A 24,592-nucleotide genomic window follows, 5' to 3' on the forward strand; every position below is an offset into this window, starting at 1 on the left:
CAAGCCCGCTTGTGTCTTGATCTGGGAATAAACTCTGAGGTGAGAGGGGTGGATGGCAAGCTGTAAGTCCGCAGTGCTAGAAGCACGAGTGGGAGCAAAGCTGCCATCCACCTTTCCACTCTGGCCCATAAGCCCGAACAGTTGAACGAGCGCCACTCGAATCACAAGCGTGGGCTAAGCCAGAGTGCTCTCACTCCTGAGTGTAAGAGGGTTTTGCCATGATTTCCTGGGTCGGCATCGATATATCCAAATCAAATCTTGTTGTCTGGGTTCAACCTCAGGGCGAAGGATTTGAGGTTTCAAACCTTTCTGAAGGCTTTGCTGAACTGATCAAACGCTTAAATATCCAAATCAAATCTTGTTGTCTGGGTTCAACCTCAGGGCGAAGGATTTGAGGTTTCAAACCTTTCTGAAGGCTTTGCTGAACTGATCAAACGCTTAGGATGCTTCGAGGTTGGCCGGGTGTTGCTTGAGGCTACGGGAGGCTATGAGCGCCAGGTTATGGCAGCGCTTCAGGAGGCAAATTTCAACGTACTCCGGANGGGTGTTGCTTGAGGCTACGGGAGGCTATGAGCGCCAGGTTATGGCAGCGCTTCAGGAGGCAAATTTCAACGTACTCCGGATCAATCCTCGCCGGGCCAGAGCCTTTGCCGTGGCAATGGGCAAGACGGCTAAAACTGATCCGATTGATGCGGCTGTTCTGGCCGATTTCGCCGAAGTTCTTCATAGCCAGAGCCTTTGCCGTGGCAATGGGCAAGACGGCTAAAACTGATCCGATTGATGCGGCTGTTCTGGCCGATTTCGCCGAAGTTCTTCATGGGTCTCGTGAAAAACGCATTTCGCCTGAGCGTGAGGCGCTGCGTGAACTGATTCAGTTGCGCGAGCACTTCGTTCAGCAGCGCGACGATAACAAGCGTCGGCTTCAGCAAGCCCAGTTGCCAGCGGTTGTCACGGCCACCCAAGACCATATTCGCTACCTAAAAACGCAGATTAAGGCACTTGAAAAATACATCACTCACAGCATGCTTGAGCTCGACGCGGAAAAAGCCAACCGACTTATGTCTGTGAAAGGCATTGGCATGGTGGCTGCTGCCAGTTTGCTGGTTTACCTGCCGGAGCTCGGTGAGCTTGATCGCAGGGAAGTTGCGGCCCTGGCGGGAATCGCGCCGTATAACGACGACAGTGGAAATCACAACGGAAAACGGCAAATTTACGGAGGAAGAGGCCGCGTACGACATGCGTTGTACATGTCTAGCTGGGTTGTGATCCGCTATCAAGCTGACTTCAAAACACGGCAAATTTACGGAGGAAGAGGCCGCGTACGACATGCGTTGTACATGTCTAGCTGGGTTGTGATCCGCTATCAAGCTGACTTCAAAACTCGCTACGAGGCTCTGCGCGAGAGAGGCAAGAGCGCGAAAGTCGCGCTCATTGCCTGCATGCGGATACTGCTTATCAGACTGAATGCCATGCTGCGTGACGGCACCGAATGGAGGATTGCCTGCATGCGGATACTGCTTATCAGACTGAATGCCATGCTGCGTGACGGCACCGAATGGAGGTGACGAATGGCATGTTGAAGACAGTTGCTCCCACATTTTTATCCGGTTTCGTCAGCCAGCTGCGGGGCAGAGCCGATCCGGGTCGTGGTCCGTATCCGCCCTTCCAGCCTACGCTTCAACCCCCGCGCCTCGATCACCAGCGTCGAGCCCTTGGCCGCATTGGCCCGCCCCCATTCCTCCAGCAACTCCAGGCACGAATGATCCACGTAACTCAGGTTATTGAGCGGCACATGCACCGTGGTCCCCGCCGGCACGCTCGCCAGCACCTGGGTCAAGGCAGGCACCTTGAGAAACGTCGCGGCACCAATCAGGCGCAACTCCATTTCACCGTCCTGGGGCAGGTCGATCAGGCTGACTTTCAAGCGTGAAGCCTTCCACGCCAGTTTCACCAGGGTCAGCCCGAAACCTACCAGTACGCCCGTCAGCAAGTCGGTCAAGATGATCGCCAGGGCCGTGGCCGCGTAGGTGAACATCGGCATCCGGCCATAACGCGCCAGGCCACGGAATGCCTTGAGGTCCACCAACTTGATCCCGGTGTATACCAGCACCCCCGCCAGGCTCGCCACCGGAATGCTTTGCAGCACGCTCGACAGCAACAGCACAAAGGCCAGCAGCCAGAGGCCATGGAACATCGCCGACAAGCGCGTGGTCGCCCCGGCCTGGACGTTGGCCGAACTGCGTACGATCACCCCGGTCATGGGCAACGCCCCCACCAGGCCGCAGAGCATGTTGCCTACACCCTGGGCGGACAATTCCTTGTCGAAGTCCGAGCGCTGGCCGTTGTGCATGCGGTCCACCGCCGCCGCCGAGAGCAACGTTTCGGCACTGGCGATAAAGGCCACCGCGAAGGCGGCGATCAACAGGCTGGGATCGGCCAGGTTCAGCAGGTCGCTGGGACGCAGCCAATCAATGGCATCGGCCAGGTTTTCCGGCACTTCCACACGCTTGACCTGCAAGGCCAACACCAGGCTGGTCACGGTCGCCAGGCCCACGCCCAGCAGCGCGCCCGGGACAAAGCGCAGTGTTTGCGGGCGGAACTTATCCCACAACCACATAACCAGAATCGTCGCCAACCCGAGCAGGCCGGCTTGCCAACCGAGCCCGCCACCCAGGCCGGGAATGGCCTGGGCCAGCGCAGCGGGGAAGGCCGCGAGGTTATCCAGCCCCGAGGGTTTGGGCACCCCATCGAGCATCACATGCACTTGCGACAGGACAATCAACACCCCAATCCCCGCCAACATGCCATAGACCACTGCCGGCGCCGTCACCCGGAACCAGCAGCCCAGGCGCAGGCGCCCGGCCACCAGTTGCAGAAAGCCCGCCAACAGCAGGATCGGCCCAAGCATCAGCATGCCGTGCTGGCGCACCAGCTCGAACACCAGCACCGCCAGGCCGGCCGCCGGGCCGCTGACTTGCAGGGGCGAGCCGGCCAGCCAGCCCACCACCAGGCCACCAATGATCCCGGTGATCAGGCCCTTGGCCGGTGGCATGCCCGAGGCAATGGCGATTCCCATGCATAGGGGCAGGGCCACCAGAAACACCACCACCGAAGCCAACAGCTCCCGTGGCAGCACTGTTTTTAATTGAGCTGCACGCATAATGACTCTCCCGAGGCATTCGCCGGGCGTGGCAAGGCCTGGCTGCATCCATGGCAGCCATCGCGTTACCCGGCAGGGAATGTTTTAGAAGCGCGCTTTTGGCGTCGCCGAAGGGATCGGTAGCGAACCGTTCAACGGCAGGAACGTAGCCTGGTCCGCATCGTAGGCTTTGATCTCGCTGGTCTCGATGTTGTAGATCCAGCCATGGATAAACAGTTGACCATTGGCCATGCGCGAAGCCACAGAAGGGTGGGTGCGCAAGTGTTGCAACTGGGCGATGACGTTTTCTTCGGTCAGCACCTGCATGCTTTCGCCTTCGTTGGCGCAATCACAGTTGTCCTGGACCATGGTCTTGGCGACCTCGGCGTGGCGCAGCCAGGCTTTGACCGTGGGCATTTTTTCCAGGCTCTGGGGGTTGAGCACCGCCCGCATCGCACCACAATCGGAGTGGCCACAGACAATAATGTGCTGCACGCCCAGGGCCAGCACCGCGTACTCGATGGCCGTGGACACACCACCGTTCATCTGCCCATAGGGCGGCACGACGTTACCCACGTTACGGGTGACGAACAGATCGCCCGGGGAGCTTTGGGTAATCAGTTCGGGAACAATGCGCGAGTCGGCACAGGTGATAAACATCGCCCGTGGGCTCTGGGCCGTGGCGAGCTTTTTGAAGAGTTCTTCCTGCTGGGGAAAGATCTCGTTATGGAAATGCAAAAAACCATCAACAATGTGTTGCAGCGCTGCATCGGCGGACTCCGCCTCGTGGGGGGCTGAAGCCGACGCAGCCAACGGCTGTTTATCCTTGTCACTCATGATTCATCCTCGCGGGGAGTTTTGCAGTTCAGGTCGACGCGCATAGCAGGGGAAACCACACAAAAAAGTGTCCCGCCTGCACCGCCGCCCCATCAGTCACTCGATGAACAAAGTACCTGCCGAAACTTAACTCAAACTGAATGAACCGCTCTATTTCGCGGGTTTCAGTGATGTCAAATCGCGACCACCCTGACAAGGCAACGCATATATTTGTGTCAGTCTACAACAAAGCCAGTTGCCTGCCGGGCGGGCAGAATGCACTGCAATCAAGATTGAACCCCTCCCGATGCTTGAGCCCCAAGCGCTTGATCGCTTTGGCAAATCGTTGTGCCAGCAAATCGGCAAACGGCCCCTCACCGCGCATACGTACACCAAAGCGGCTGTCATAGACTTCGCCACCGCGCACCTGACGCACCAGGCTCATCACATGGGCCGCCCGTTGCGGGTAATGGGCCGCCAGCCACTCCTCGAACAGCGGCGCCACCTCAAGGGGCAGGCGCAGCATCATATAGGCCGCGCTCTGCGCCCCGGCAGCATGGGCTTCGGCCAGCAGGCTTTCCAGTTCGCTGTCGTTGATCATCGGAATCATCGGCGAACACAGCACGCCCACCGGGATACCCGCCCCGCGCATCACCCGGATCGCCCGCAGCCGCGCCTTGGGCGCCGCCGTCCGGGGCTCCAGGATGCGCTTGAGCTCATCGTCCAGGCTGGTGAGGCTGATCATCACCGCCACCAGCCGCTGGCGGGCCAGCGCCGTGAGCAGGTCAAGGTCACGCAGGATCAGCGAGCCCTTGGTCACGATGGTCACCGGGTGGCGATAGCGCAGCAGCACTTCCAGGATCTGCCGGGTGATCGTGTATTCACGTTCGATGGGTTGGTAGGGGTCCGTGTTGGAACCCAGGTTGATCGGCGCGCACACATAGCCGGGCTTGGACAGTTGTTGCTCCAGCACCTGGGCGGCGTTGCTCTTGGCGATCAGTCTGGTTTCAAAGTCCAGGCCCGGGGACATGTCCCAATAGGCATGGCTGGGCCGCGCATAACAATAAATGCACCTGTGCTACGCTATAAGACACTCGAAAGCTCGGAGCGTCTAAAATGCAACGCAAATGCTACTCATACATACGTTTCAGTCATAAAAAGCAAGAGCTAGGCACTAGCTTCGCTAGACAGAGCGATATTCAGCATTTTGTTGATAAGCACAATCTTGTAGTAGATACGACCTTGGAAGATTTGGGCGTTTCAGCTTTTCGGGGTAAAAACTCTAAACAAGGTCAATTGGGTGATTTTATTGACTTGGTGGAGCAAGGGTTAATCGACCAAAATTCAATCCTACTAATTGAAAATTTCGACCGACTTTCAAGACAAAAAGTAATTAAATCAACACAGATTTTTCTTAACTTATTAAATAGAGGTATAGATATTGCTGTATTAGACACGGGAAAAATCTACTCAAAAGATACGCTTTTATCATCTGATTTTTTTATTGCAATAATTGAATTTGAACGAGCTAACGCAGAATCATCACGGAAAAGCGATTTTACAAGTTCTGCTTGGAATATTCATCGTGATGAAATGCGCAAGACCAAGGCTGTTAAAACCAAAAAAACACCATCTTGGATAGGTGTTTCCGGCGTCGTTAAAGCTCGACCAGGTGATGAACCAGCAAAGTTCTTTGTCATAGAAAATGAAGCTCGGAAAATTAGAAAAATTTTCGATTTAGCTTTATCAAAAGGTTTAAGCGAAACAGCAAGAACCGTTAATGATTGGCTTGGACCTGACGAAAAAAAATACTCAATCCATCAAATACAGTATTTACTAAAAAACAGAAAGGTTATTGGCGAACATCAACCCATGAAATTTCACGAAAGTGAAATGGGACAGATGAAGCTAATGCCAGAAGGTCCAACAATTCAAGACTATTACCCCTCAATTGTAGATAAAGCTATTTTTGAAGAAGTTCAAGAAAAAATATTGGGAAGAAAACCTTTCTCTGGACGATTCAATAAATCACGTTTGAATATTTTCCAAGGATTTATTACTTGTTATCATTGCGGCGGAACTGTTCGATTTATGGATAAATCAGGAACAAGCAGAGAAAACAAACAATACCTTGTTTGTACTAACAGCAAGACAGGAAAATGCACACTAGGTAAACGCCTCACCTACAACGCAAGTCAAGCAATGCAGTTTTTCTTTGAAAAAACGGACAGGCTAAATTTGTCCGAAATTTTTGAAAATGATGAAAATATTTTGCGTCTCAACAACTCAATCAAAGATGCTGAAAGAGCCTTAAAAAATACGAACCATCAGCTTGAACAGTTAAAGAAGCAAATCAGAGAAATGCTTCGCACTGGCAAACATATATCTGACACACTGAACGAAATGCTTATCGAGTTTGAAACGTTACAGCGTGAACAAACCAACACGCTCAAAAAGCTAAAAAATGAAAAAGAAACGTCAGTAGCACAGATTGAAGCATCTAAAAATTTCAACCAGGAAAATATTTTAGAGCTTCTCAATGACAAGAGTGATGAAGCAACACGAAAAAGAATTAATATTAACAATCATCTGAAACAGCTAATTGAGAATATCCAATTTTTTTGCCGTGGTTATTCAAAGAAAAACTCTATTACTGGCGTTGAAGATAAACGCTCCACTTTAACCCCCACAATGATAGTAAGATTTAAAAATGGAGCGGTGAGGGTTATTGTAGAAAGTGAGTTAATTAAGGACGTAGGTGAACAGTCAGGTGGTGCAGAACTTTATCTCCAAATCTTAGAAGATATGCATCAAAAAATGATTCTGAAATAGATACAGTGAGTCCTTTTAGTTGGACAATTGAAAATTGTCTAACCAAAAGGACTTCGATTCGAAAATGTTTCACGTGGAACTATTAAGCTTGTAACGTCTGCGATATGTAGGTCTTGTTACTTCCAAACCCTCTTTTTCAAGCTCTGAAACTTCTGCATCAATCATATTATCAACAAGCAGAATATTACTTTCATCAGCTTTATCACTTTCAACAATACGATTTGCTTTTTCCTCAACGTCTTGCCTGTTAATCAAAACATCAAGAGTCGAATCATTTCTTATGCTGTTCACCCAACAAATTAAACTCGATTTAAAATCATTAAACGCTTTTACGATGAAATTTAGTTTCGCTTTTTCAAGCATTATTTGAGATTTTTTATTGTCCAATTCAATCTCTTTAATCTCTAATTCTTTCAATTTTGTCTCTGCTTCTTTCTGTGCAAGAACCGCCACAGTCGTTACGTTCTGCGCTTCTAAAACGAGTTTTGAAGCGTTTTTAGCTTCTTCTTTTGCTTTGTCATACTCGTAACGTTGTGCAGTCTTACGTCTACCAATATTGACTCTCAAAGGCTTGTGGTGTGTATGATCGATATTACAATGCTTCAACACTGATTGATTAAACTGTAATTTCAATTTCGCTAAAACGTTCTTTCTATCTAAATCAGCCAATCTCTCCCCGGCAAAAATACGAGGTACAAGAAGGTTTAAGTGAGGATTTGCCTGGTCGTGTATATTCAAAAAACACGCTCGACCAAAACGATTCACGTCTTCTTTAATCTCTAATTCTTTGTGAATTGTATTGACCAAATCTTTTGATATTCTTGTCCATTGTTCAGCCGTAGGCTGATGGGGTGGCGGTAATATGAAATTAAAAGATTGAGCAAAAGACTCAACTTTTCTACCGCCTTTTTTATTTTTTGCGTCAAATGTAATCGTTTCTTGAATAGTGTTATTAAGAAACGTATTTACGTCAGAGTTAAACAGTGCGTAGATAGTCGTGTTTTTATGATTCTTGTGCTTCGCACTTGCTAAATAACTAGCATATTCAGACAATCCAACATCTTTGTTTTTGACACGCTCGGTAGTTACAGTCCAGTTTTTAATACTCATATCGAACCTTCAAATCTTGTTCGACATGTCTTACAAACAATTGAAAATCTTGGAACTTCAAAGTCTATTTCTACATGCCATAGTAAACCATGCTTTGTTTTTTTCTTACAGCTTGTACAGGGTAAATATAGGTTATTCATTTTAGTTTAAAGTTGTTATGCTTTTATAATAACATATCGTAACAACGAAATTTCATAGTTGTTCATCCGAATAAATCGAGTTCAAGATAGGACAACCCTAGCGGGTTGACGGCTAGCGCCTTCCTACTTGCCGGGGATACCCCGGACCCAAAAGCAAAAACAAAGGCAAAGGCAAAGGCAAAGGCAAAGGCAAAGGCAAAGGCATAGAATCAAAATCGTCTAAAAGATTTATCTCTATGTGTTTTTAAAATCCGCTGTTTTTCAACAGTCGATTTTAAAGCCACTTTACGAGAAAAAAATAGACGTACAACGTCGTTCACAATAAAAACCAAAGCAAGACGTTCAGACATATTGCTACGTTCTTGACCAAGAAAAATTACTTTCTTAATTATTTCTTGCTCTTTATTTTTCGAACTTGATTTATATGTTTCGACAAGTTCAATCAGCAAAAGTAGTTGCTGAATATCATTTGCATTATTCAACAATACTTGAAATGCGCTGATAACTTTCAAGTCTCTAATCGAGCTAATGAGACTTTCTGCTTTTGCTCTAACTTCTATTTCATTCATAGTAATTTGTATTTTCTATTATTATACAATTACGATGCTCTAACTTACCTTTTAACCCCCCTTGCGGGGGGAAGGGGGGAGAAGGTAAATAACGGCAGTACCTGCCGCAAACGAAAACAATCTAAAATCTGTATGTCTGAACATCAACAGCCTTTTTTTCAGTTTCAGAATCAGAGATATAGAAAAAATCTTCATTACCCTGCCCAACAATTTTACGTTTTGATATTGATTCTTTGCAAACAGCTACGTCTTTTTCAACCCACAAAAAATCATAGTAATGCGTTATCTTGATTGGCGCGCCTTTCCCACCCTCGATGTATTTTCTATCTCTACAATCAGCTTCTGCATTTGCAATTGCTTGTTTTTTAGCAATTGCTGCTTTTGCATAAGCTTCTTTTTGTGCTTTTTGCTGTGCAAGCTCTACTTGTCGCTTTTGAATCTCTTGTACATTAACTTTTCTATCTTCGCCGGACTGGTGCAAAAAGATAAAGACCAAACACAGTATGACGAAAACCCCAAATCCATTATCGCCGTTCATAGATTCAACATCTTCTTTATATTTTCATCAGAAACATTACTACGCTTTAGATTCTCAATTCTTTCTTTATCTAATGAGCTTGATAAGCCCTTTGTGCAAAAATTGGAATTAAAATAAATATGCCCGTTGTCTATAAGTACTTTTTTAGCAATAAGAACTTTCCACGCTCTATTAACAGCGCTTTTATCAAGTTTTAAATCTTTTGCAATTGTTGATTGTTTAAGACTTACTAAATTTCCATAATCCATCATTTTGAGAATATAAATTACGACTTTGAATTCAGTGGGTTTTAAATCAAGCTGTAAAAGATTTTCTGCAAAAACTATAAAGAACTGCCCCAAAATCACTTTTGGTTTATTTTTCTTCACATTTACATTGACACTAATATCGGCTTGCTCTTCGCTTAACAAGTCATTAACTGCTTCTAATGTTTTATCATTCAACTCTTTCTTTAAAAGCTCTTTTTGTAAAGCGCCGATACTTCCATCATCATCATTTTCTATTTCTAAACCGCCCATCGAATCATTCATTAATGCACCATATATTATGTTTATATAAATAGAGTAACATTTGAATTAATAAAAAGTAGACGTAAGTGAGAAATAATTGTTTTTTTTGAGAAAACTCTCTCAAAGCTTTATTTCTAGGTGAAATAGCCATTTTTAATAGTTGATTAAATCGTCAACTCTGGTTGATTAAATCGTCAACTTGCAGTTGATTAAAAAATCAACTTCGGTTGATTAAATCATCAACTTATATTTCTTGTAAGTATTGATTTTATTGGCATTGAGAGGTTCTTAAGATGTAAGACTTTAATAAGACCTTTAAGAGATGGGGTAATTTACTATGCAAATTGGATATAAAAGTGCTTTAACTAAACAGTAGCATTTTATTTTTTAAATTTTAATTGAATTGAAAATATCTTGAATTTTTTAGTTGTTTCCTATGCGGCAGGTACTGCCGTTATTTACTTTTATGTTTTGTGAAATCCCCCCCAAACCCCCCGGTTGGGGGCCAAAAGCCTTAAAAGCGATAAAAGCTATTCGGCTAGCCCTGCTGGATGATTCACCCATCTCTATGACCGTCGTGGTAAGCCCTACGGGCGACGGTCAAGGGGCAACCCGTGCCCAGACAGCGCCCACGACTACGCGTCGCTTGGGCGTGGGTCTTATCGCAGAATATATACAACCGTGCTCACAGCCCCGGTAAGGGTTGATGGAGCGGTCGAATGGCAGGTCCGGCGAGGTGTTGCGGGTGATGATGGTCTTCGCCGTCTCGATACGCACTTCGGTGCCCTGGGTTGGCGGTACTTCCTGATACCAGCCGTCGTCCTCGGCCACACTGACCGTGGGCGCGAAACGATTGTGCAGGTTGGTGGCGGTGCCTCGCCCGCGTGGTGGCATGGTGATAGACATGAAGATAGCCCCAATACTGTATATAAAAACAGTATTCGAGATTTCGCAGTGTGTACAGGGCCAACAGACGATTGGCGTGCGACCTTGGATATATATCCACCTGTCATCTCTGACAGTAGAAGCCATTGGCTCGCCAACGTACGGTAATCACGTCAGCCCACATCCGAGGCGTGAAACCATCATGACCCCCCATGAAATAACCAAAAGCATCATGGTCACCATTAACAAAGATGCGGCCGTGATTGAGTTCATAACCACAACGATGAACCCAGAAACGTTCTTACCGCAAATCCAGAGCTCATATGGCGTGCGTGTCTCGAAGAACCCTGCAACAGGGGAGTTCACAAAAGTCTCTGCCCATGGCGATATTGATCAAGACAACGACGTTGATGCTCAAGACAAAGCGCTGCTTATCGAACTTGCTACTGCCGCCTCAAAAATCAAACTGGATATGAGCAACTGAAACAGGCCCTGCGGGACGGCATTGGCACTGCCTGGCACCAATGCCGCCACCTGACTATGGCGCCTGCTTGCGCAGGTCGGCCACATCACCGGCCTTCACCGGCGCGCCCTGGTTACCCCAACTGCCACGGATGAAACTGACCACATCCGCCACTTCCTGATCCGACAGCCGCCAGGCAAAGGCCGGCATGGTGAAGGTAGAAGGCGCAGCGTGAGTGGCCGGCAGGGTGCCGCCATTCAACACAATGTTGATCAACGATGTGGCATCCGCCGTCTGCACCACCGGGTTGCCCGCCAGCGCCGGGAACACCCGGGTGTAGCCATGGCCATCGGTACGATGGCAGGCCGCGCAGTTATCGATGTACACCGCCGCGCCCGGCTGGCGGTCATCGCCTTTCCACAGCGCCTCGGCCACTTGCTTGTCGTATTGGTGCGGCTGATCCTTGGGGTCCACCGCCGGCAGGCTCTTGAGGTAGCGGGCGATAGCGTTCAGGTCGTCTTCAGACATGTACTGCATGCTGTGTACGACAACATCGCTCATACCGCCAAACACTGCGCTGCGATCACTGCGACCGGTCTTGAGAAACTGCACCAGTTGCTCTTCGCTCCAACTGCCCAGGCCATCCTTGTGGTCGCCGCGCAGGCTTTTGGCGATCCAGCCTTCCAGGGGCGTACTGCCGGACAGGAACGCCGCACCTTGCGACGCGCTCAAGGCCTTTTCCTGCATGGTCAGGGCCCGCGGGGTGTGGCAGGCGCCACAGTGGCCGAGGCCCTCCACCAGGTAGGCGCCCCGGCTGATCACCGGGTCGGCCCCGGCCGGGGCCTGATAGCCCGCCACCTCGGGCGCGAACAGCCAGCGCCATGCCGCCAAGGGCCAGCGCATGCTCAAGGGCCAGGGAATATCACTGTCCTGGTTCGCCTGGGCGACCGGTTCCACGCCGTTCATAAAGTAGGCATACAGCGCCTGCATATCGGTTTCGCTGACGCGTGCGTAAGACGGGTAGGGCATCGCCGGGTAAAGGGTACTACCGCTTTTGGCGACACCATGGCGCACGGCCTTATCGAAGTCTGCAAAGCTGTAGTCCCCCAGGCCGGTTTTGTCCGGGGTGATGTTGGTGGAGTAGATCACGCCGATCGGGGTTTCCATCGCCAGGCCACCGGCAAACGGCTTGCCGCCCTTGGCGGTATGGCAGGCCACGCAGTCACCGGCGCGGGCCAGGTATTCGCCCTGTTTGATCAGATCCGTTTGCGCGGCGCTCACCGAGCAACTGCTGAACAGGGCCAGGGTCGCGATAACAAATGCTTTCATGCTCGTCGCTCCTTATGCCTGAACCAGCGGGCCGGGATTTTTCAGGTACTGCTCGCGAATCGCCCGGGCCGACCAATAGGTCAGTGCCGCCACCAGGCCCGTAGGGTTGTAACCCAGGCCTTGTGGGAAAGCAGACGCCCCTGGGACAAACACGTTGTGCACATCCCAGCACTGCAGGTAGCGGTTCAATGCGCTGGTCTTCGGGTCGGTGCCCATGATCGCGCCACCGTTGAGGTGGGTGGTCTGGTAGGACGCGGTGTTGAAGTGCTCGCCGACTTTTTTGCCGAGCACGGCAATCGCCTTGGGGTTCATCGCTTCGGCGATCTTGCCCATTTTCTCGACCATGAAGCGGTTCATCTTGATGTCGTTTTCCTGCCAGTCGAAGGTCATGCGCAGCAGCGGCAAGCCGTAGGCATCGCGGTAAACCGGGTCCAGGTCGAGGTAGTTGCCCCGGTAGGATTGATGGGCACCGTGGGCATCCATCGACACCTGGTGGGTGTAGTAATCGGCCGTGGCGCGCTTCCACGCACTGCCCCAGGCCGGCGTGCCCGGTGGGTTGGAGGTGCCGGCAATCGGCCGGCTGCCCGCCTGGTTGACCCACATCGGCGAGCCGCCAACGAAGCCATGAGGACCATGGTCGAAGTTATCGGCGTTGAAGTCGTCCACCGCCACGCCATTGCCGCCGGCGCCGATAAAGTTGTTGGTGTGCACGTCTTTATCGAAGTAGGCCTTGATGGTGGCCATGTTCTGGTAGGCGAAGTTCTTGCCCACCACCCCTTCGCCGCTGATCGGGTCATAGGGTTTGCCGATGCCCGAGAGCAGCATCAGGCGCACGTTGTGGAACTGGAAGGCGCCGAGAATCACCAGGTCCGCCGGTTGCTCGATCTCGCGGCCCTGGGCGTCGATATAGGTCACGCCGGTGGCTTTGCGCTTGCTGCTGTCGAGATTGACCTTGAGCACGTGGGAATTTGGCCGCAGCTCAAAGTTCGGCACCTGGCGCAGGGCCGGCAGGATGTTCACGTTGGGCGAGGCCTTGGAGTACATGTAGCAGACATACCCACTGCAAAACCCGCAGAAGTTGCACGGGCCCATCTGCGCGCCATAGGGGTTGGTGTAGGGCCCCGAGGTATTGGCCGAAGGCAGGTTGTAGGGTTTGTAGCCCACGGCAGTGGCGGCCTGCTGAAACAGCTGCGCCGAGTAGGTATTTTTCTGCGACTCCAGTGGGAAATGGCTGGAACGATCCGGCGCATAAGGGTTGCCGCCCTTGCCTTCACCCACCAGTTGGCCCTTCACGGTCCAGGCCTGGCCAGAGGTGCCGAAGACCTTTTCGGCATAGTCAAAGAACGGTTCCAGTTCTTCGTAGCTGACGCCGAAGTCCTGGATGGTCATGTCCTTGGGAATGAAGTGTTTGCCGTAGCGCTCTTCGTAGTGGCTGCGCATGCGCAATTCGATGGGGTCCACCCGAAAATGCACGCCCGACCAATGCAGGCCCGCGCCGCCCACGCCATTGCCCGGCAGGAAGGCACCCAACTGCCGGTTGGGCAAGGCAATGTCATTCATGCTATGGCGAATGGTCACGGTTTCTTTGGAAATGTCCTGGAACAGCTTTTTGCGCACGCTGTAGGTCAGTTCATCGATCACTTGTGGGTAATTGCCGTCCGGGTAGGTGTCCTGCATCGGGCCGCGCTCCAGCGCTACCACGTGCAAGCCGGCTTCCGTCAGCTCTTTGGCCATGATCGCGCCAGTCCAGCCAAAGCCAACGATGACTGCATCGACTTTCTTCATGATGGTCGCCACGTTTATGCCCTCTCGCCACGGATGGAAACAGCCGGGAAGGGGTATTGCTCGTTGCGTTCCACCCAATCCATAAAATCGGCGCGGGCGCCGGGGAAGCCGATCATGGTCCAGCCAACCATGCCTTTGTTGCCGCCGTGGATCGGGTCGCAGAAGAACCCTTCCTTGGTGTTTTGCAGCAACAGGTTGAAGAAAATCTTCGGTGGAACCGCCGCGAAATGCTCGCCGGTTTCAGCACCGCCTGCCTCCAGGCGGCGCAGCAGATCATCCTGGGTAGCGCTGTCTTGCCCAGCAAATGCTTTACCGTTGAACGCTTTCGACCAGGCATCCGTGGCGGCAATACCCAGGCGATAGATCTCCTTGGGCACCAGTTTGCTCTGCCAGCCCATCTCGGGCGGAGCGTCGGCATTGAACGGGCCTTGCATAAACCACAGGGCGCCACTGGCGTAGGGGGTGTTCATCTGCCGGTCGATGTATTCCGGCGCGCCGGCTTCCAGGGCACCTGGGCCTTGGGCATCGGCGGGGATCAAGCGCGCGACGGCGGCGTTGATAAACGCCCACTCCTCAGTGGTGAAGTAACTGGGCTCGTAGGCCTTTTCGCTAGCAGGCGCCTTGGCCGGGCTGGCCTGGGCAGGTTCGGGCGTGGCCATCAGCATCGAGCCGCCAAGGCCGGTGCTGGCAACCGTGACCACCGGGATCAAGGTCAAGGATTTGCGCAAAAAGTCACGCCGGGGGTTGTCTCGATCTTGATCAGACATGGTGGCACCTCATCATGTGGTCACGGGCTTGAGCAGTCGCTTCATGGAGCGGCTTGTCGTTGTGGATGTAATCAATGGTTACAAATGATAGCAGGCTAAGGAACGGGAGAATCGTTTCAGCCAGGAAATTCGAGAAATGCGCGCAAAAAAATGTAGGAGCGAACCTGTGTGGGAGCGGGCTTGCTCGCGAATGCGGTGTGTCAGCTAACAAAAATGTCGACTGATACAGCGCTATCGCGAGCAAGCCCGCTCCCACACAAGCTCGCTCCTACAGTGGTTAGCGTCGCTTCTTTAGTCTTTTTTCAGCTTCGGATTAGGGAAGAACTGCACCGCCTGCACCTTGGGGTCGGCCGCTGCTTTCAACGCCGAGGTATTGACCCGCGTGCCCAATTCCTTGGGCACCGACAACCCCTGGTCATTAAGCGTGTCGGTATAACCACAGGCCACGCACTCGCGATGCGGCACGCTATCTTCGGTCCACATCTTCAGCTTGTCCGGCTCGCTGCACGCCGGGCACACGGCGCCGGCGATAAATTGCTTTTTGGTGATCACAGGCACGTCACTCATGCTGCCGCGTCCTCACTCAGGCCGCTGTGGCGCAAGAGTGCGTCAATCGACGGTGCGCGTCCGCGGAAGTCGACGAACAGCACCATCGGTGCCTGGGAACCGCCACGGGCCAGGATCGCCTCGCGGAAGGCCCGGCCAGTTTGGGCATTGAGCACGCCGTCTTCTTCAAACTTGGAGAAGGCATCCGCCGACAGTACTTCAGCCCACTTGTAGCTGTAGTACCCCGCCGCGTAACCCCCGGCGAAAATATGCGCGAAGCTGTTGGGGAAGCGGTTGTAGGCCGGCGGGCGCATCACCGAGACTTCGTCGCGCACGCCTTCGAGCACCTGCGCCACGCTGCGGCCATCGCCGTGGGTGGCGTGCAACTCAAAGTCGAACAGCGAGAATTCCAGCTGGCGCACCATCATCAGGCCGGACTGGAAGTTCTTCGCCGCGAGCATTTTTTCCAGCAGGTCCTGGGGCAGGGCTTCGCCACTTTCGTAGTGACCGGAAATCAGCGCCAGGCCTTCCGGCTCCCAGCACCAGTTCTCCATGAACTGGCTCGGCAACTCCACCGCATCCCAGGCCACGCCGTTGATGCCGGATACACCGGCGTGTTCGACGCGGGTCAGCAGGTGGTGCAGGCCGTGGCCGAACTCATGGAACAGGGTGGTGACTTCATCGTGGGTCAGCAGGGCAGGCTTGCCGCTGTCGGCCGGGGTGAAGTTGCACACCAGGTTGGCCACCGGGCTTTGCAGCACGCCTTCGGCGGTGCGCCGGCGGTCACGGGCACCGTCCATCCAGGCGCCGCCACGCTTGTTGGCGCGGGCATACAGGTCGAAGAAGAAGCGGCCGACGTGCTGGCCGTTTTCCTTGATTTCAAACAGGCGAACATCCGGGTGCCAGGTGTCGAAGCCTTTCTGCTCGGCGATCTCGATGCCGTACAGGCGCTGGACGATAGCAAACAGGCCGCCGAGCACTTTGTCGATTGGGAAGTAGGCGCGCAGGGCTTCCTGGGACACGCTGTAGCGCTGTTCGCGCAGCTTTTCGCCGTAGAAACCACTGTCCCAGCTTTGCAGGTCGGCACAGCCTTGTTCGGCGGCGTAGGCCTTGAGCTGTTGCAGGTCCTGGGCGGCAAACGGTTTGCTGCGCTTGGCCAGGTCACGTAGGAAACCAAGTACCTGGTCGCTGGATTCGGCCATTTTGGTGGCCAGGCTCAGTTCGGAGAAGGAGGCGAAACCGAGCAGTTGGGCCAATTCCTGGCGCAGGTCGAGGATCTGTTCCATCACCGGGCCGTTATCGTTCTGACCGGCATTCGGGCCCTGGTCCGACGCACGGGTGCAGTAGGCCGCGTAGACTTCTTCGCGCAGGGCACGGTCGTGGGCGTAGGTCATCACCGCGTAGTAGCTGGGGAATTCCAGGCTGATCAACCAGCCGTCGAGGCCTTTGGCCTGGGCCGCAGCGGCCATTTGCGCCTTGGCCGAGTCGGTCAGGCCGGCGAGGGCGGCTTCGTCGGTGACGTGCTTGGTCCAGGCCTGGGTGGCGTCGAGCAGTTGGTTGGAGAACTTGCTGCCCAATTCGGAGAGTTTGCTCTGCACTTCGGCATAGCGCTTCTGCTGCTCGGGCGGCAGGTCGATGCCCGACAGACGGAAATCGCGCAGTGCGTGCTCCAGAATGGTTTTTTGCGCCACGTCGAAACCGGCCGCTTGCGGGCTGTTGGCCAGGGCCTCGAAGGCCTGGAACAGCTCGCGGTTCTGGCCCATCTCGGTGGAATAGGCGCTCAATGCCGGCAGGCAGGCCTCGTAGGCTTCGCGCAGTTCAGCGCTGTTGCACACGGCATTGAGGTGGCTGACCGGGCTCCAGGCGGCGCCCAGGCGGTCGTTGAGCTCGTCCATGGCCAGGACCAGGCCGGCCCATGTCGGATTTTTTCCCTGGCTTTGCAGGATACCTTCGATGGCGACGCGGTTGTCGGCCAGGATCTGTTCGATGGCTGGTTGGACGTGCTCGGCACGGATCGCCGAGAACGGCGGCAGGTCGTAGGACTGCAAAAGAGGGTTGTTCGCGCTCACGGTTGGCACCTTGGCTGAAGAAACAGGTAAGACAAAGATGGGGCCATCTTAATTACAATCAACGTCCACCGCAGCTATCAACCAAACAGAGAGAGGCTATCGTGACCCTTCGCACCTATCAGAATCACACGCCAACCCTCGGCGCCGGGGCTTTCGTCGATGCTTCGGCGGTGGTGATCGGCGATGTTCAAATCGGCGCCGACAGCTCGGTCTGGCCGCTGACGGTGATTCGCGGCGACATGCACCGTATCCGCATCGGTGCGCGCACCAGCGTGCAGGACGGCTGCGTGCTGCACATTACCCACGCCGGGCCGTTCAATCCTGACGGTTTCCCGCTGCTGATCGGCGACGATGTAACCATCGCCCATAAAGTCATGCTGCATGGCTGCACCGTGGGCAACCGCATCCTGATCGGCATGGGCAGCATTGTGATGGACGGCGCGGTGGTTGAGGACGATGTGATCATCGGTGCCGGCAGCCTGGTGCCGCCGGGCAAGAAACTTGAAAGCGGCTTTTTGTATGTGGGCAGCCCGGTTAAACAAATTCGTGCACTTTCTGACAAGGAACGCGCCTTTTTCACCTACAGCGCCGCGAACTACGTGAAGCTCAAGGACCTGCACCTGGCAGAGGGGTTCGCCCAATGACCCTGGATTACCAGACGGTCCTGTTTGACCTGGACGGCACCCTGACCGACCCACGGGAAGGCATCACCCGCTCGATCCAGTACGCCCTGGCCAAGCTGGGCATCGATGAGCCGGACCTGACCAAGCTTGAACACTTTATCGGCCCGCCGTTGCTGCAGGCCTTTATGCAGTTCTACGACTTCGACGAGGCGCGGGCCTGGGAAGCGGTGAACTTCTATCGCGAGCGCTTCAAGGTCACCGGGCTCTATGAAAACCGGGTATTCGACGGGGTCATACCCTTGCTGGAAGCGTTGAACGGCCAGGGGCGCCAGCTGTATGTGGCCACCTCCAAGCCGTGGGAATTTGCCCGGGAGATCGCCCGGCATTTCGATTTCGCCAAGCACTTCAAGGTGATCTACGGCAGCGAGCTGGACGGCACGCGCACCAACAAAGTCGAGTTGATCGCCCATTTGATGCGTAAGGAAGGCATGGACCCGGCCACCACCTTGATGATCGGCGACCGCAAGCACGACCTGATCGGCGCACGCAGCAATGGCCTGGATGCGGCGGCAGTGGGGTATGGGTTTGGCAGCTTTGCAGAGTTGAGTGCCGAAGCGCCGCGCTGGCATTTTGAGACACTGGAGGAGATGCATCAGGCGTTTTTGCGGCGGGCTTGAGATGGCTATCGCTGGCAAGCCCGCTCCCACATTTTGATGTGTAAACACCGACCAATGTGGGAGCTGGCTTGCCAGCGATGAGACCCTAAAGGTCGCCACCGACCAACTGCCGCAACGCCAGTTTGCGCTGCTCCACAGGCAGCCTTCCCAATTGCTCCACGGCACCGTAGAACTTCAGCCAATCCCCGCCCTCCCGGTGAAACAATGCCGCAAACGCCGGCACCCACTGGTCATACAAACCAAATGGCAGCAAGCGCGCATTGTTCATCGGCTGATTGATCCAGGCGTCATAACGCGGGTCACCGGCCCACTGGCTGTCACGCAAGTGCCGATAATCACGGCGCAAGCGCTCGAACTCGGCCGCCTTGGCCTGGCGCATGGCATCTGCGGCCAACGGCTGCGCATACAGGCGCTCCAGGCGGCTGCGGGTGTCGAGGATCAGTTGGATAAATTGGTCGCGCTGCTTCAAGGTCGACTCGCTCGCAGGCGCAAGACCGCGGACCGCGCGCCATTGTCGGGTGCCTTCCTGTTCGACAAAGGTGGCAAACGACTCATTGAACTCGGTGTCGTCCTTCACATAAAAGCGCTGGTGCGCCAGCTCGTGAAAAATCACCGTGGCCAGGCGCTCTTCACCCCAGCGCATCATCGAACTCATGATCGGATCATTGAACCAGCCCAGGGTGGAATAAGCCTCGACCCCGCCAATCGACACATCCATGCCACGCCGTTGCAACAGCGCGGCCTCGCCCCGTGCCGCACCTTGAGTGTAATAACCGCGGTAGGCCACGCACCCGGCGATCGGAAAGCAATGGTTCTGGGGCAGCAAGGAAAATTCCGATGTAGCGAAGACATTCCAGACGACGTATGGCCGGCCGATATCGGCGTACAGGCGATAGCTCTGGTTGTCGGGCAGGTGCAGTTGTTGACTGGCGAAGGTGCGCGCTTTCTGGGATTGCGCCAGGTGATCGCGCAACACTTGCGGCCGCGCCGGATCGGCAATCACTGCGGCCACCGGTTCCCGCGCTCGCAGCAACTGCCATTGGCCGCTGGCCAGTTGGCTGTAATAGCTGACACTGGAGCAACCGCCGAGCAGCAGACACGTCAGCCCCGCCAATAAACGCCACATCATTTCAAACCGCTCCACCGTCATCGGCCTGCCAGACTAACTGCCTGGCAGGGGTTATGCTCATACCATTCCTACGGTTGAGTACCCGTTATGCGTCAGCTCCTGCTTCCCCTCGCGGCGATATTTCTCAGCGCCTGCGCCTCCACACCGATCCCGCCGGCAGACCCGCAACAGGCCTGGGTCGATTTCGCCACCCCGACGCCGGGCGCCAAACTGGTCATGGCGCAGCGCCTGGACGGTAAGGCCCTCGACGATGGGCGCTACTTCCAGGTGCCACCGGGCAGCCATGAGTTGATGGTGCGTTTTGACTTTGAAGTGTATGCCGGCGCCGGCCTGGGTGGCGGGCTGAACCAGCCCCAGGAGCGCACCTGTTTTATCACCCTGCAATACGACCAGTTCCAGGCCGGCCAACGCTACCGCCTGGAAGGGCGCTCGCTGGGCTTCACCCCGAATATCCGCCTGTATAACGCCCAGCGTCAGTTGCTGGCCGAGGAACGCAGCGTCAACTGCATTCCCTGATCAGTCATCGTTGCGCTGGTAGATGATGCGCTTGGTGCCGTTTTCGCAAGAGCCGACGATCATGGCTTCGTCATGATTCTTGGCTTCTTCGGCGGTGATGATTTCCAGGGTGTAGGAGGGGATTGCCTTGGCCTGCAGGCCGACTTCAATCTCTTTCCTGAGCTCTTCACAGTCTTTCGGCGCGGCCAGGGCCGATGTGGCCAAAGCACTGCAAATAATCGCCAAGGCAAAACGTTTCATGGGTGACGCTCCCTAAATGCATCGCGCACGGGTGTGCGCTCACGTTGCAATCGACTATTCGACCACATTTGCACAAGGCGAGTTCTGATTTAATGCCCTTGGCTCACGACTTCCCTGTGCAGGCTCATTGGCCTTTCAAACAACATTTTCGATTTTGTAGGCCGTACGCAAGGGTTCGCCCATCTCCTCACGAAGGCCGTTCTCCGTGAAAGGCTTTGGATTGGTGAATGTAGGCGGCGTAGATGGGTCTCTGTCGAAATCGAATGACTCGTTTGTCTGTAGCCCGACGGCTTGACGCTCCATATTGTCCTCCAAGCCAGTGGCGCTATCATTTACCCTGGTTTGGCCTTCTAACTTACTTTTGTTTACCCAATTAAAACCGTGCGACAGTTCATGCTGTAAAACACTGATTGGAAATGACTGATGCACGGTATCTATAAAGGAAGGATTAAAGCCCAGTTCCCGGGAAAAGAAGTTCCCGTTATCCGTCTCTAGCTCCTTGATCTTAATGATCTGATTTTCCGGCTGCCGCCTGTTTTTCTCTTTGTTGGTTTCAACCCCCTCCGAATCGAGCTTGGGCATGGTGTTACGTTGGAAAGCCGCATCCAATTCCGCTAACAGTTGTTGCCCGATCGGTGAAAGCCGGAGCAACTCAAGATCATCTTCGACCCGCTGTCTGAATTCAGGGCGCCCCGTAACCTTCAACCCCTCATGCCCTACATCGGAATAGCTGACGCCTACCAACTTAGATCCAGGGTCGCGCTGTACAACATCCTCTTTCTTGGCAAATATAGTATCTGCATCATTGAGTGAGACAACCCTATTATTGCCTTTGCCGGTATAAATATGGCTACCGCCATAACTTGTCATCGCATTATCACCCATACCGCCGTGCATGATAGTGCGCCCGCTTATTGCGTACATTTCATCATCACCACGGCCGCCATCCATGTAGGTTTTTTGAGTATTGGCAAAGTAGCCTGCAAACATTTTATCGTTGCCATTATTACCGTACATCGCACTCATACCGCTGCCGCCAATCAGTACGTCATCGCCTTCACCGCCCTCGACATAACCAAAGCCGCTTCCCAGCGCCACGGTATCGTTGCCGGCACCGGCAAACACCCGCGTATTGCCGGCCCCAGCCCTCACATGGTCCGCACCGTCCCCGGTCTCAATCAGCATGTGCTCGCCGACATCAGGATCGACCCATACGCGGTCGTCACCGCCGAGGGTTTTAATATGAATCTGCGGAATTTTCTGCTCAGGTTGATGGCTGTCTATATGGTAAGCCCGATCATTGACGACAATATCAAGACCGCCATTTTTTGCGCGCTTAACATGAACAGTATCCGCCTGGTTTGTAGTTTCTATCACCAAGCTATCTTTTGCGACTTCAACCCCATCTTCCTTTTCGACCCACTTCAGCTCACGGGAAACCGTTACATTGCAATCACTCAAAAGGGAGTACTTTTTTGACAACCCATCTTCGGCAGAAAGCAGTGAAGCGTCCGGCTTCTTTATTTCAGATACGGTTATCGTATTGGAAAAGTCCCGACGCGGCTTTCCAGGCTCATCAAACAAACCGTTAGCGGATGATTCCGAATATTGTGCAGCAAGAGAAAAACTGGCAGGTGATCTATCGGTTAATTTCATAATAATGCCTCTGACTCACTTTAATCTCATCACTACCAACCTGGCGCATTCGTTAATGCTTACGCAAAGTACGCAGTTATAGTTGACTTGATAATATACGTGGCGTCACCGGCAATACGGTTCCAAGACAATTGAGCAATTCAAATCTCGCAACCATTTTCAGTCTAAACAGCAGGGCATATAAGAAGAGGGTGATGAGAGTCCCCCCTCATCACCTCACCCGGAATCAAACAGACAGCAGCGTACCGTCCAGCGTGATGGTGGCATTCAGGACCTTGGATACCGGGCATCCTTCCTTGGCCTTTTTGCTCAGCTCATCGAACTGCGCCTGGCTCGCGCCGGGGATCTTGGCCTTGAGGATCAGGTGGACTGCGGTGATCGCAAAACCACCGTCCACCTGATCCAGGGTCACTTCGGCCTGGGTGTCGATGCTGTCGGCCTTGAGCCCGGCCTCGCCCAGGATCATCGAAAAGGCCATGGAGAAACAGCCGGCATGGGCCGCGCCGATCAGTTCTTCAGGGTTGGTGCCCTTGCCACCTTCAAAACGTGCCTTGAAGCCGTAGGGGGCTTCGCGCAGCACGCCGGTTTCGGTCGAGATAGAACCCAGGCCGGTTTTCAGGTCGCCTTCCCAGTGGGCGGAGGCTTTTTTCACGATACTCATGGCAATCTCCCAAGCAGTGGTTGTGCATCAGTAAGGTTCTGAGGATAGAAGCTCTGGCAAAGTTCATCCCCACTGGAAAAACCAAGCAGCCAAGTAGGAAATTTCACAGCGGCTATTGAATCTCGGGTATATGCCCTCATTGCATAGGACATGCACATGCAGCGGCAGGTATTGGTTCGTCACAAGCCTGCGCCCCTATGGAGAAGCAGGCTTATGAAACCACTGTCCGATGTGAAGTTCTCGACCCTCGACCTGGTGCCGGTGCGCGCCAATGGCAGCCCCGCGCAGTCGCTGCGTAATTCCCTGGACCTGGCCCAGCATGTGGAAAAATTCGGCTACACCCGTTTCTGGGTGGCCGAGCACCACAATATGGATGGCATCGCCAGCTCCGCAACCTCGGTGCTGCTGGGCTACCTGGCCGGTGGCACCTCGAGCATCCGCGTCGGATCCGGCGGCGTGATGCTGCCCAACCACGCGCCACTGGTGATCGCCGAGCAGTTCGGCACCCTGGAAAGCCTGTACCCCGGCCGGATCGACCTGGGCCTGGGCCGTGCGCCCGGCTCCGACCAGATGACCGCCCGCGCCCTGCGCCGCGAGCGCTCCGGCAGTGCCGACGACTTCCCCGAGGATGTGGCCGAGTTGATGGCCTACCTGGGCCCACGCACGCCCGAGCAACGGGTGATCGCCGTCCCGGGCACCAACACCAACGTCCCGGTGTGGCTGCTGGGCTCCAGCCTGTTCAGCGCCCAATTGGCCGGTGAACGCGGGTTGCCCTACGCCTTCGCCTCCCATTTCGCACCGCGCATGATGCATGAGGCGATTCGCGTCTATCGCAATCACTTCAAGCCTTCAGCCGTGCTCGACAAGCCCTACGTGATGCTCGGCGTGCCGCTGGTGGCCGCGGATACCGATGAGCAGGCCGATTACCTGGCCACCTCGGTCTACCAACGAATCCTCGCGCTGATGCGCGGGCAGAGCCTGGTACAGCGCCCGCCGGTCGACAGCATGGACGGCTTGTGGCAGCCTCATGAAAAAGAAGCGGTCGGCAATTTCCTGGGCCTGGCGATGGTGGGGAGCCCGGCGAAGATTCGCGCCAAACTGGAGGTGTTGATCGAGCAGACCGGTGCCGATGAGCTGATCTTTACCTGCGACCTGTACGAGCATGCTGATCGGATTCATTCCTACGAGCTGCTGGCCCAGGTGATGAAGGGCTGACCCACACAAATAAAAAAACCGACGCCCTGGCGTCGGTTTTTACGTCTGCCGCACAGGATCACCCGCGGTTGTAGACGATTTCCTTGGTACCACCTTCGCAACTGCCGACGACGTCGCCATTGGTTGCGCTGCCTTTATCGACAATTTCCAGGGTGTACCCGGAAGCGCCATTGGCCTGGATCTTGGCGTCGATTTCGCTTTTCAGCTCGTCACACGGCTTGCCCGCCGCCAGGGCCGTACCCGCCAGGCTCAACAAACCTACCGCTAACAGAAACTTTTTCATCCGTTACTTTCCTTGCGCTGATCAAAAAGTGCGCGCCGACGCAGAGGGCATCGGCGCCCAAAGGGTGTCGCGCAGGTTATGGCAATCAGCCAGCG

General features: G+C 54.1%; 25 protein-coding genes and 2 pseudogenes. 9 read left to right on the plus strand and 18 right to left on the minus strand.

Translation table 11 applies throughout. From position 1 onward, the window contains the following. Window positions 1-218: 218 nt before the first annotated feature. From AO268_RS31235 to AO268_RS31245, 3 genes are all read left to right on the plus strand, one after another. Complete coding sequence (locus AO268_RS31235) at window positions 219-395, plus strand: hypothetical protein (protein WP_176561432.1); 177 nt, start codon at window positions 219-221, stop codon at window positions 393-395. Window positions 396-583: 188 nt separating this feature from the next. Beyond that, window positions 584-766, plus strand: coding sequence for an IS110 family transposase (locus tag AO268_RS33460; protein WP_257154494.1), 183 nt, complete (start codon window positions 584-586; stop codon window positions 764-766). After that, window positions 690-1,565 carry a transposase gene (locus AO268_RS31245; RefSeq protein WP_099170826.1) on the plus strand — a complete coding sequence of 292 codons (876 nt, stop codon included), beginning with the start codon at window positions 690-692 and terminating at the stop codon, window positions 1,563-1,565. Before AO268_RS33460 ends, AO268_RS31245 begins: the two co-directional genes overlap by 77 nt. A 35-nt stretch (window positions 1,566-1,600) precedes the next feature. Here AO268_RS31245 and AO268_RS31250 read toward each other — a convergent pair whose 3' ends face one another. The 3 genes and pseudogenes from AO268_RS31250 to AO268_RS31260 all read right to left on the minus strand — a co-directional run. Further along, window positions 1,601-3,160 (minus strand): SulP family inorganic anion transporter, encoded by a 1,560-nt coding sequence (locus tag AO268_RS31250; protein ID WP_099170827.1) that lies wholly within the window; start codon window positions 3,158-3,160, stop codon window positions 1,601-1,603. 84 nt (window positions 3,161-3,244) lie between these two features. Then, window positions 3,245-3,976 (minus strand): carbonic anhydrase, encoded by a 732-nt coding sequence (locus tag AO268_RS31255; RefSeq protein WP_076963351.1) that lies wholly within the window; start codon window positions 3,974-3,976, stop codon window positions 3,245-3,247. Window positions 3,977-4,196: 220 nt separating this feature from the next. After that, window positions 4,197-5,033: pseudogene (locus AO268_RS31260) on the minus strand (PA0069 family radical SAM protein); the annotation flags it as partial. Window positions 5,034-5,071: 38 nt separating this feature from the next. Between AO268_RS31260 and AO268_RS31265 the strand changes: the two are divergent. Further along, window positions 5,072-6,787 carry a recombinase family protein gene (locus AO268_RS31265; RefSeq protein WP_099170828.1) on the plus strand — a complete coding sequence of 572 codons (1,716 nt, stop codon included), beginning with the start codon at window positions 5,072-5,074 and terminating at the stop codon, window positions 6,785-6,787. Between the two features lie 69 nt (window positions 6,788-6,856). Here the strand turns inward: AO268_RS31265 and AO268_RS31270 are convergent, their stop codons facing one another. The 5 genes and pseudogenes from AO268_RS31270 to AO268_RS31285 form a co-directional block, all read right to left on the minus strand. Then, a complete protein-coding gene (locus AO268_RS31270; RefSeq protein WP_141562873.1) occupies window positions 6,857-7,897 on the minus strand; it encodes a hypothetical protein in 1,041 nt (346 codons plus the stop codon). Window positions 7,898-8,246: 349 nt separating this feature from the next. Continuing rightward, window positions 8,247-8,606 carry a hypothetical protein gene (locus AO268_RS32595; RefSeq protein ID WP_141562874.1) on the minus strand — a complete coding sequence of 120 codons (360 nt, stop codon included), beginning with the start codon at window positions 8,604-8,606 and terminating at the stop codon, window positions 8,247-8,249. A gap of 121 nt (window positions 8,607-8,727) precedes the next feature. Further along, window positions 8,728-9,144, minus strand: coding sequence for a hypothetical protein (locus tag AO268_RS31275; RefSeq protein WP_099170830.1), 417 nt, complete (start codon window positions 9,142-9,144; stop codon window positions 8,728-8,730). After that, complete coding sequence (locus tag AO268_RS31280) at window positions 9,141-9,674, minus strand: hypothetical protein (protein WP_141562875.1); 534 nt, start codon at window positions 9,672-9,674, stop codon at window positions 9,141-9,143. Before AO268_RS31280 ends, AO268_RS31275 begins: the two co-directional genes overlap by 4 nt. A 630-nt stretch (window positions 9,675-10,304) precedes the next feature. Next, window positions 10,305-10,559: pseudogene (locus AO268_RS31285) on the minus strand (PA0069 family radical SAM protein); the annotation flags it as partial. Between AO268_RS31285 and AO268_RS31290 the strand changes: the two are divergent. Continuing rightward, window positions 10,558-11,022: a hypothetical protein gene (locus tag AO268_RS31290; protein WP_099170832.1), complete on the plus strand. Its 465-nt coding sequence runs from the start codon at window positions 10,558-10,560 to the stop codon at window positions 11,020-11,022. The pseudogene AO268_RS31285 and the gene AO268_RS31290 sit on opposite strands and share 2 nt — an antisense overlap. 54 nt (window positions 11,023-11,076) lie before the next feature. Here AO268_RS31290 and AO268_RS31295 read toward each other — a convergent pair whose 3' ends face one another. The 5 genes from AO268_RS31295 to prlC all read right to left on the minus strand — a co-directional run bounded on the left by AO268_RS31295 (window position 11,077) and on the right by prlC (window position 17,497). Next, window positions 11,077-12,330, minus strand: coding sequence for a c-type cytochrome (locus AO268_RS31295; RefSeq protein WP_099170833.1), 1,254 nt, complete (start codon window positions 12,328-12,330; stop codon window positions 11,077-11,079). A gap of 12 nt (window positions 12,331-12,342) precedes the next feature. Beyond that, complete coding sequence (locus tag AO268_RS31300) at window positions 12,343-14,127, minus strand: GMC family oxidoreductase (RefSeq protein WP_099170834.1); 1,785 nt, start codon at window positions 14,125-14,127, stop codon at window positions 12,343-12,345. A 2-nt stretch (window positions 14,128-14,129) separates the two neighbouring features. Continuing rightward, entirely contained in the window at window positions 14,130-14,882 is a 753-nt protein-coding gene (locus AO268_RS31305; RefSeq protein ID WP_099170835.1) for a gluconate 2-dehydrogenase subunit 3 family protein, read from the minus strand. A gap of 291 nt (window positions 14,883-15,173) precedes the next feature. Next, complete coding sequence (locus tag AO268_RS31315) at window positions 15,174-15,449, minus strand: YheV family putative zinc ribbon protein (protein ID WP_099170836.1); 276 nt, start codon at window positions 15,447-15,449, stop codon at window positions 15,174-15,176. Continuing rightward, entirely contained in the window at window positions 15,446-17,497 is a 2,052-nt protein-coding gene (prlC, locus tag AO268_RS31320) for an oligopeptidase A (protein ID WP_076963344.1), read from the minus strand. Before prlC ends, AO268_RS31315 begins: the two co-directional genes overlap by 4 nt. A 101-nt stretch (window positions 17,498-17,598) precedes the next feature. Here prlC and AO268_RS31325 point away from each other — a divergent pair, with 101 nt between their 5' ends. Further along, window positions 17,599-18,141: a gamma carbonic anhydrase family protein gene (locus AO268_RS31325; protein ID WP_076963343.1), complete on the plus strand. Its 543-nt coding sequence runs from the start codon at window positions 17,599-17,601 to the stop codon at window positions 18,139-18,141. Then, window positions 18,138-18,797, plus strand: a complete 660-nt coding sequence (locus AO268_RS31330) for an HAD family hydrolase (RefSeq protein WP_099170837.1) — start codon at window positions 18,138-18,140, stop codon at window positions 18,795-18,797. The genes AO268_RS31325 and AO268_RS31330 overlap by 4 nt, the downstream gene beginning before the upstream one ends. Before the next feature lie 85 nt (window positions 18,798-18,882). Here AO268_RS31330 and AO268_RS31335 read toward each other — a convergent pair whose 3' ends face one another. Beyond that, the gene (locus tag AO268_RS31335) at window positions 18,883-19,926 is read right to left on the minus strand and encodes an aminopeptidase (protein WP_076963405.1); all 1,044 of its coding nucleotides are present in this window, start codon (window positions 19,924-19,926) and stop codon (window positions 18,883-18,885) included. Between the two features lie 87 nt (window positions 19,927-20,013). On the opposite strand from AO268_RS31335, the gene AO268_RS31340 reads away from it, so the two are divergent. After that, entirely contained in the window at window positions 20,014-20,442 is a 429-nt protein-coding gene (locus AO268_RS31340) for a PA0061/PA0062 family lipoprotein (protein ID WP_099170838.1), read from the plus strand. Here AO268_RS31340 and AO268_RS31345 read toward each other — a convergent pair whose 3' ends face one another. The 3 genes from AO268_RS31345 to AO268_RS31355 form a co-directional block, all read right to left on the minus strand. Continuing rightward, window positions 20,443-20,682 carry a DUF1161 domain-containing protein gene (locus AO268_RS31345; RefSeq protein ID WP_076963340.1) on the minus strand — a complete coding sequence of 80 codons (240 nt, stop codon included), beginning with the start codon at window positions 20,680-20,682 and terminating at the stop codon, window positions 20,443-20,445. A 135-nt stretch (window positions 20,683-20,817) separates the two neighbouring features. Continuing rightward, window positions 20,818-22,338, minus strand: a complete 1,521-nt coding sequence (locus tag AO268_RS31350) for a M91 family zinc metallopeptidase (protein ID WP_099170839.1) — start codon at window positions 22,336-22,338, stop codon at window positions 20,818-20,820. Between the two features lie 226 nt (window positions 22,339-22,564). Further along, window positions 22,565-22,999, minus strand: a complete 435-nt coding sequence (locus AO268_RS31355; RefSeq protein WP_076963339.1) for an OsmC family protein — start codon at window positions 22,997-22,999, stop codon at window positions 22,565-22,567. Window positions 23,000-23,212: 213 nt separating this feature from the next. Between AO268_RS31355 and AO268_RS31360 the strand changes: the two genes are divergently transcribed. Further along, window positions 23,213-24,214 (plus strand): LLM class flavin-dependent oxidoreductase, encoded by a 1,002-nt coding sequence (locus AO268_RS31360; protein ID WP_099170840.1) that lies wholly within the window; start codon window positions 23,213-23,215, stop codon window positions 24,212-24,214. Between the two features lie 58 nt (window positions 24,215-24,272). Here AO268_RS31360 and AO268_RS31365 read toward each other — a convergent pair whose 3' ends face one another. Then, window positions 24,273-24,497, minus strand: coding sequence for a DUF1161 domain-containing protein (locus tag AO268_RS31365; RefSeq protein WP_099170841.1), 225 nt, complete (start codon window positions 24,495-24,497; stop codon window positions 24,273-24,275). Window positions 24,498-24,592: the final 95 nt, after the last annotated feature.

Source organism: Pseudomonas sp. ICMP 8385 (assembly GCF_002699915.1).
GTDB classification, from domain to species: Bacteria; Pseudomonadota; Gammaproteobacteria; order Pseudomonadales; family Pseudomonadaceae; genus Aquipseudomonas; species Aquipseudomonas gessardii.